The sequence below is a fragment of the Psychrobacillus vulpis genome (assembly GCF_006861825.1).
Classification (GTDB): domain Bacteria; phylum Bacillota; class Bacilli; order Bacillales_A; family Planococcaceae; genus Psychrobacillus; species Psychrobacillus vulpis.
On record NZ_VDGI01000006.1, the window covers coordinates 155,025 to 163,162 of the forward strand.

Annotated in this window: 6 protein-coding genes; 4 read left to right on the top strand and 2 right to left on the bottom strand. The window is 35.7% G+C overall.

All coding sequences use genetic code 11. From position 1 onward, the window contains the following. Positions 1-36 precede the first annotated feature (36 nt). Positions 37-2,073: a bifunctional diguanylate cyclase/phosphodiesterase gene (locus tag FG384_RS08190; protein WP_142642104.1), complete on the bottom strand. Its 2,037-nt coding sequence runs from the start codon at positions 2,071-2,073 to the stop codon at positions 37-39. Between the two features lie 199 nt (positions 2,074-2,272). Here FG384_RS08190 and FG384_RS08195 point away from each other — a divergent pair, with 199 nt between their 5' ends. The 4 genes from FG384_RS08195 to FG384_RS08210 all read left to right on the top strand — a co-directional run bounded on the left by FG384_RS08195 (position 2,273) and on the right by FG384_RS08210 (position 7,749). Continuing rightward, positions 2,273-3,187 (top strand): DMT family transporter, encoded by a 915-nt coding sequence (locus FG384_RS08195; protein ID WP_142642105.1) that lies wholly within the window; start codon positions 2,273-2,275, stop codon positions 3,185-3,187. 143 nt (positions 3,188-3,330) lie between these two features. Continuing rightward, the gene (locus tag FG384_RS08200; protein ID WP_142642106.1) at positions 3,331-5,067 is read left to right on the top strand and encodes an ABC transporter ATP-binding protein; all 1,737 of its coding nucleotides are present in this window, start codon (positions 3,331-3,333) and stop codon (positions 5,065-5,067) included. Then, complete coding sequence (locus FG384_RS08205) at positions 5,048-6,871, top strand: ABC transporter ATP-binding protein (protein WP_205961761.1); 1,824 nt, start codon at positions 5,048-5,050, stop codon at positions 6,869-6,871. The genes FG384_RS08200 and FG384_RS08205 overlap by 20 nt, the downstream gene beginning before the upstream one ends. An 8-nt stretch (positions 6,872-6,879) precedes the next feature. After that, positions 6,880-7,749, top strand: coding sequence for a GNAT family N-acetyltransferase (locus FG384_RS08210; RefSeq protein WP_142642107.1), 870 nt, complete (start codon positions 6,880-6,882; stop codon positions 7,747-7,749). Between the two features lie 140 nt (positions 7,750-7,889). Here FG384_RS08210 and FG384_RS20010 read toward each other — a convergent pair. After that, positions 7,890-8,138 (bottom strand): hypothetical protein (locus FG384_RS20010; protein ID WP_205961762.1); only part of this gene is annotated, 249 nt, incomplete at its 5' end.

An 8,138-nucleotide genomic window follows, 5' to 3' on the forward strand; every position in this document is an offset into this window, starting at 1 on the left:
TCTTCACGGTTTTTGTGTTAATGACTTAACCTTTTCTTAGTTGTTAATATTACCTTCGCTTCTTAATAAATCCTCTACTTCTTTGGAACTGATAGGGTGACTCACATAATATCCTTGAATGGCGTCACAACCCATTTCTTTTAAAAGTGTATATTGTTCTTCTGACTCAACACCCTCAGCGACTACTTGAACGTCCAATGATTGTCCAAATTGTATTAACCCTTGAACGAGTTTCTGTAGTTTTTCTTGTTGCAGGAGTGAATCAATAAAATTCTTATCAATTTTCAATTTGCTAATTGGAAGAAGCTGCAAATAACGAAGAGATGCATATCCAGTTCCGAAATCGTCTAATGCAAATACTATCCCATCTTGCTGTAAAGTCTGCATCTGTTGAATGATAGATTTCTCAGCTTCTGCCTCTAGTGCAAATTTCTCTGTAAATTCAATTTGTAAAAGTTCTGGTGAACAATTATACTTCTCTAACATTTTTCGAATTGTTTTCACCATATTTTTATCCCGAAATTCTCTAATCGAGGAGTTGAAGCTCACCTTAATCGGTAGACCTTTGTTTTGCCAAATGGAAGCTTGCTCACAAGACTTTTCAAGCATGAAAGTGCCTATTTCATTGATTAATCCAGTTTCCTCCGCAATCGGAATAAGTTCTTCAGGAGATACAACACCAAGTACATCGTCTTCCCATCTTACAAGCGCCTCTACCGCATTTATTTTACCTGTTACCATATCTTTTTGAGGTAAATACATAACGTGAAGATCATTGTGATTCAGCGCCTCTAATAATCGTTTTTCGATTTGTAATGCTCGACTTAACTTATTATGACCGGATTGGGAAAGACTAGCGATAGTTCCTCCACCTTCTTGCTTGATCTTTTGCATAGTAGCATTGGAAGCTTTTAATAAATGTAAATAAGATTGTTGGTCTTCTGGATATTTAGTAATGGAACCACTTATGGTAATTGGGATAGCCTTGTTGTTTAAATAAATTGGATTTTGTTTTAAATAATTTGTAAAACCTTGTATGTACCAATCGCTTAAAGGAGTAATGAGCGAAAATTCATCTCTGCTCATACGAGCGATAATTGTCTCTTCAAAATATATTTTTAGTCTCTTTGTAAACTCGATTAACATGATTGATTCAGTTTGATCGTTGAAAATCTCTTTTAGTGTGTAAAATTGATCGATACTAATAAAAACAAAAGAAAAGTTTCTATCTTCTTTTATATAATTGGTCACAACATCTTCTAAACGATGTCTACTCATTAATCCAGTTTCTGTATCCACATAAGCAATTTGTTCTAAACGAGATTGTAATTGTTTCTTTTCTGTAATTTCTTCTTCCAATAATAAATAGTAGAGCGTATTATTTTTTGTATCGGTTATGGATATAGCAAGTAAATTCACCCAATAATTTGTTCCGTCTTTTGTTACCTTTTCAACAGTACCTTGGAAGTTTTCACCTCTTTGGAGTGTTTGCATGATTTTATCGGCAACGGCAATATGATCAGGAGTATTCGGGAATAACTGCCAAAATGATTTCCCTAAAATACGTTTTGGAGTCCAATTACTTTTCTTTAAAAACTGTTCATTTGCATAAGTGATTAAACCTTCTTTGTCTAAATAGACGAGCATAAATGAATCAGATAATCCCTTTTTTAGAAGTTGCAATTCCAAAAATGAACTCTCTTCTGAGTTTGGAATATAATCGTTATCTATTAGAAATAAAACATATCGTTCGTATTTGAATGTAAATGATTTTGCGACGACTGAAGCAACAGTCTGATCTCCATTGGAAGAATGTAGATGGACAGAATTATATCGGACTGGCTCAACATTTCGTAAAAGTCTTTCGAAAATAGTAGAGAAATGTCCTGTTAAACTACTATTAAATAAGGGATTAATTTCCCCTTTAATTTGTTCTAAGCTATAGCCGAATTGCTTTTCAGCTTCTCTACTCCACCAAATAATTCGACCATCTCTATCAGTCAAAAAGGTCGGATAAGGTATATGACTGAAAATAGTACTGCTCGAGTCTAGTAATTCATCTATCTGATGCATACTCACGACCCCTTTCATTATTATCTATTAATTATATAGAATACAGGGAAATTAGTCATTACTATAGAACAATATATTCACATTATTAAAATATATAGGTAAATATACATAATTATTTTATCGGCTATCAGGCCTTTTTTACGTTGATTTGCCAAAAACTTAAAGTAAAATTATAAGAATAGGAAAGAGGTAGATATAAGTGGATCGCTGGAAAGGTATTGTCTTAATTATTATCGGATCGATGTTATGGGGAGCGACTGGCCCAATGATGGAATGGGTATTAAACAATAGTAGTATTTCCGTACCGTTTTTTCTTACAATACGCTTAATCACTGCAGGTGCATGTATTTTGTTGTTTATGAAAATAAGGGGCCAAGAAATATTTAATATTTGGAAAGAGCGTATCTGGCTAAAGCAACTAATAATATTCGGTATATTTGGAATGCTTGGTGTGCAATATACGTTTTTAGCTGCAATCGAAGCAAGTAATGCATCTATCGCCACTTTACTTCAATTTGTAGGGCCAATCTATATTATTTTGTATATCTCGTGGAAAAGCAAAATGTTCCCACCGAAATATCAAATTGTTGGGATAATAGGGACGCTTGTTGGATTGTTCTTTTTATTGACGAATGCAAAAGTTGACCAGTTATTAATAAGCAAAGAAGCCTTGTTTTGGGGGATTTGTGTTGGTGTTGCGTTTGCTCTATATACTGTATATCCAGCTAGACTAATGAAAGAGTGGGGGGTACTAGTAATAGTTGGTTGGGCTATGCTTGTAGGTGGTATAGTGCTTGCAATTGTGACACAAGTCTGGAAATCAGATGAGTGGGGTAATTTAGCAGAGTTCCCAATCAATATTATGACTGCGGTAATAATTTTAATAGGAACAATTGCGTTTATCCTCTTTTTATCTAGTATGAAATACATAACTGCCGTTGAAACTAGTATTCTATCGAGTGTAGAGCCTTTAACTGCTATGATTATTTCCGTCATTTGGTTAGGACAAATTCTTGGAGCATGGCAATATTTTGGGGTAGTAGTAATGCTTATTTTTGTTACTTGGCTTTCGATAGCTGGAGAATTTAAGTGGAAAAAGAGAAAATCAGCTTGAGAAGAATGCAAATTAGTAGGAATAATCTATGAGATGACTTGATATTTTAAGTCATCTTTTTCTATATGTTCCAGATTGAATGTGGCATAATAGATTTACAGATAATTAATTCGGGTGACGAAGAATCTAGGGGTGTTGTGTTAGTGAAAACAGTACTATCTTATTTATCTCCTTATAAATGGCTTGTAATTACAGCGTTACTTTTCATGCTTATAGAGCTTTCTGTAGAACTTGTTCAACCGCTATTAATAGCAGCCATTATCGATGAAGGAATTTTAGCAAATGACCAGCAAAAGATTTTCTTTCTAGGAAGTATTATGCTAGGTCTCTCGGTTATTGCGTTTTTTGCTGGGATTATTAATACGTTCATAGCATCTCATGCAGTTCAAAGTTATGGTTATGATATTCGGCAAGCAATTTTTAAGAAAATTCAATCGTTCACAATGGCCACTTTTTTTAAATTTCCAACCGCTAGTTTAATTACTCGTTTAACAAATGATGTAACAATTACACAAAACGTTATTTTCATGGGTCTACGAATTATGCTACGAGCACCTTTGTTAGTGATAGGAAGTATTATTATGTCTTTTTTAGTACATCCATATCTAGCATTATTTTTAGTAATTGGAGCACCTTTTTTAGTTGTTTTCTTATATATAATGAGTCGAAAAGGACTTACTCTGTTTGGTAATGTACAAAAAAGTGTAGATAAAGTTACACGTAAGGTCCAAGAAAATTTGCAAGCGGTAAGATTAATAAAAGCCTATTTACGTGGAAACTTCGAATCTACTCGATTTGCAGGAGTAGCTGAAACGCTAAAAATGGATAATGTGAAGGCATTTCGAATTATGGAGTTGATACTACCAGTTCTTTTATTTGTTATGAACGTAAGTTTAATGGCAGTTTTGTGGTTTGGAGCAAAGGAGATCCAAACTGCGGATGCTCAAATGGGAGAGTTAGTGGCTATTGTTAACTATGCAATGCGCATGACGGGTGCCTTTTCGATGTTTGCTTTCATAATCATATTTTTCTCTCGAGCAAAAGCTTCTGCTGAACGTATGGAGGAAGTATTACTCGTACAGGAAGGGATAGAAGAGATAGATAATGATTTAAAAAGAGAATTTCCAAGAGAGGGGAAAATTGAATTTCAGCATGTGTCCTTTCATTATCCAACGACAAATACTCCGGTGTTAAAGGATGTATCTTTCTCCGTTCAACCTGGTTCGAAACTTGCTATTATGGGCGCAACAGGATCTGGAAAATCAACGCTATTGAACTTAATCCCTCGATTTTTTGAAGCAACGGAAGGTGAGATACTTGTTGATGGCATAGATGTGAAGGAGTGGTCTTTAAGAGAGCTACGACAAGTGATTGGGGTTGTCCCTCAACAATCTATTCTTTTCACTGGAAGCATAGAAGACAACTTAGGGTGGGGGGATTCCACGGCGACAACCGAGTTATTAAAAGAGGCAGCGAAACAAGCACAAATTCACAACTCTATTGAACAATTCCCAGATCAATATAATACGAAAGTCGGACAAAAAGGGGTCAATCTATCTGGAGGTCAAAAGCAAAGACTATCGATTGCCCGTGCACTAGTTCGAAAACCAGAGATTCTATTATTAGACGATAGTACGAGTGCGCTAGATGTATCGACAGAAAATGCATTATGGGAAGCGTTAGAAGATGAAAATGCAACGATGTTAGTCATTACACAAAAGGTGAGAACTGCGCAAGGTGCAGACCAAATTCTTCTATTAGATGAAGGAGCAGTTTCCGCATATGGTACACATAATGAGTTGATGGAAAGCTCTTCTTTATATCGAGAAATCGCAGAATCACAACAGGAGGGAGACGATCATGTTGAACTTCATTCGTAAACCATTTGGATATGAACCTATTGTTACAAAAGAAGATTTGAAAAAAGATAATAAAAAGAAAATAGATAAACCTTCCGACTGGAAAGGTGTACTTACCCGTATTTGGAAATTAGTAGATGAACAGCGTTTCTTGTTAATTATTGTGCTCTTAATGGTCGTTGCAAGTTCAGCTTTGGCATTACTAGGACCGTATATGATTGGTGTCATTATTGATGAGTACATTACTAAAGCTAAATTTGCAGGGCTTGCGAAAATGATTGGCATTTTAGTATTTGTATACGTATTCTTATCGGTCACTATGTACTTACAAAGTTATTGGATGATTGGAATCTCGCAGCAAACAATTTACCGATTGAGGACTGGCCTATTTAATCATCTTCAAAAACTACCGATTTCCTTTTTTGATAAAAGACAGCACGGCGAGCTAATGAGTCGAATGACAAATGATATCGAAAATGTTAGCCAAACATTGAACTCGTCTTTCATCCAAGTATTTTCGAGCATATTAACTTTAGTAGGGACAACGGTCGTAATGCTTATGCTAAGTCCTTTGCTCACATTTATTACACTAACGATTGTTCCTTTCATGTATTTCGCGATGAGATGGATAACGAAACGTACTTCTAAATTATTTAAAGAACAGCAAAAAGCAGTCGGTGACTTAAATGGAATGATTGAAGAAACCATTTCGGGTCAACGAATCGTCAAAGCATTTTCTCAAGAGAGTCGGATGCTTGAGGAATTTTCAGTGAAAAGTGATCGTTTAAAAAAGACGGGATTTTGGGCTCTGATATACTCAGGCTTTATTCCAAAAGTAATGAACTTACTTAACAATGTGAGTTTTACACTTGTTGCTGCTGCAGGTGGAATCTTAGCTTTCTATGGATATGTCTCCATTGGAGAAATTGTTATTTTCACTGAATATGCACGCCAGTTTACTCGACCATTAAATGACTTAGCGAACCAATTCAATACGGTCCTTTCTGCTATCGCGGGTGCTGAGCGAGTTTTTGCTATTATAGATGAAAAAACCGAAGTAGACGCAGCAATGGACAACAAAAACTACAAGCTAAAAGGTAATGTAACTTTTGAAAACGTGACCTTTCAATACAATCAAGATGAAGAAAGTCCAACGATTCAGCATGTTTCTTTTCACGTGGAAGCTGGGCAAACAGCAGCCTTACTTGGTGCAACTGGAGCTGGTAAGACGACGATTATGCAGTTACTTGCTCGATTTTATGAAGTAAATGAGGGGAAAATTTTAATAGATAATATACCTATTGATAAATTGCCAAGGCAAACTTTACGTAGTCAAACTGCATTCGTATTACAAGATCCTTTCCTCTTTGAAATGACTGTACGAGAAAATATTCGTTATGGAAAATTAAACGCAACAGACGAAGAAGTGTTAGAAGCAGCTAAAGAGGCTAATGCGCATGAGTTTATAAAGAAGTTGCCAAATGGATACGATACTGTATTAACTGCAGATGGTGGCGAGATTAGTCAAGGACAGAAACAGTTATTATCAATTGCACGTGCGTTAGTAGCTGATCCTGCTTTACTATTACTAGATGAGGCAACCTCAAGTATTGACACCGTAACAGAATTAAAAATCCAGGAAGCGCTGGAACGACTAATGCAAGGTAGAACTAGTTTTGTTATAGCTCATCGATTGAATACCGTTCAAAAAGCGGACCTCGTATTTGTAATGGAAGGAGGAGAGCTTGTAGAATCTGGTTCTCAAGAAGAGTTGGTAAAACAAAAAGGTCGATACTACAATATGCTAAACAATTCGAAAAAATAGGAGGATATATGAATATATCTTGTATGACAATTTCAATTCCGATAGATGTAGATACATTGGAAGAAATAAAAGAATTAATACAAATCACAATGCTTGAAGACCAACTAAACTATACGTCAATTTTAAGTGTTGATGAACTTACCGATTATCACTTAAGAGGGCTCTGCGTGTTAGCATATGACGATGATACAGATAAACTAGTAGGCATTTTATCTGCTGTTGATCGTATTGCAACGTTAGATTTTGAATGGAGTGCAGTTGTTTTACCAAGTGCCCGCAGGAAAGGTATTGGAGAGCAGCTAGTCATGGAACTGACAAGAAACTTAGAACTAAGAGGAGCTGGGTCAGACCTTGCATTAGTTCCAGAAAAAGCGGAAGCTGGGAAGCAGATGTTAAAGAAATTAGGATATATACATCACTTTTCAGAACGAACAATGGCTGCAAATGCAGAAAAAAAAGAACTTACAAGTAAAATAGAAATCAGCCCATACAGCATTATAAATGAATCGGATATCATCGAAGTACTTGTTAGTGCATTTGGGGATACAGTTGAAGAAGCAAGAGAACTAATTGCTTTTAATATTCAATCGCCAAATCGTCGTCTGATGCAAGTCACAGTCGAAGACGAAATAGTTGGAACTGCTTCAATCGTGGATGATTCCGAAAAATTATGGGTAACTGCGCTTGCAGTGCATGAAAAAGCTCGTGGAAAAGGGATAGCAAGTACTATATTAAACTGGTCTAAAAATGAAGCATATCGTTTAGGAAAGCCTTTTGTATATTTAGATGTGGAGACGGACAATGAAGACGCTTTATCTGTTTATAAAAGAGCAGGATTTAAAACGGTTCATCATACGAACTTCTATAAAAAAGGATGACCGTCTTGGTCACCTTATAAGACTATTTAACAAATGCTTGGATTCAGCCGCTCTCTTTGTTATTGGGAGTAGAAGTGAAGTTTATTAGATGCTTTAATTTTGGTTAATAATCTTTGGATTGCTCATAAAAATCGTCCTTTCTAATAAATGGTTGTGCTAACTGCCATTTTACAAGAAGAGACGATTTTTTGCTTATTTTTAATAGATTTAATTAAATAGTTGATTAGACGTTGCCAGATGAGGTTGTCGAATATTCCAATACATAAGAAAATCGTTGAAACGGCTCCCTTTCCGGAGGCCACTGAAAAAGTCCATATAGTTTCACTTTTAATGAAGTTCCCCCGTAGTTTTCCGAAGCTTACCGCTCGCTTTCCACGGGCGAAGAATTT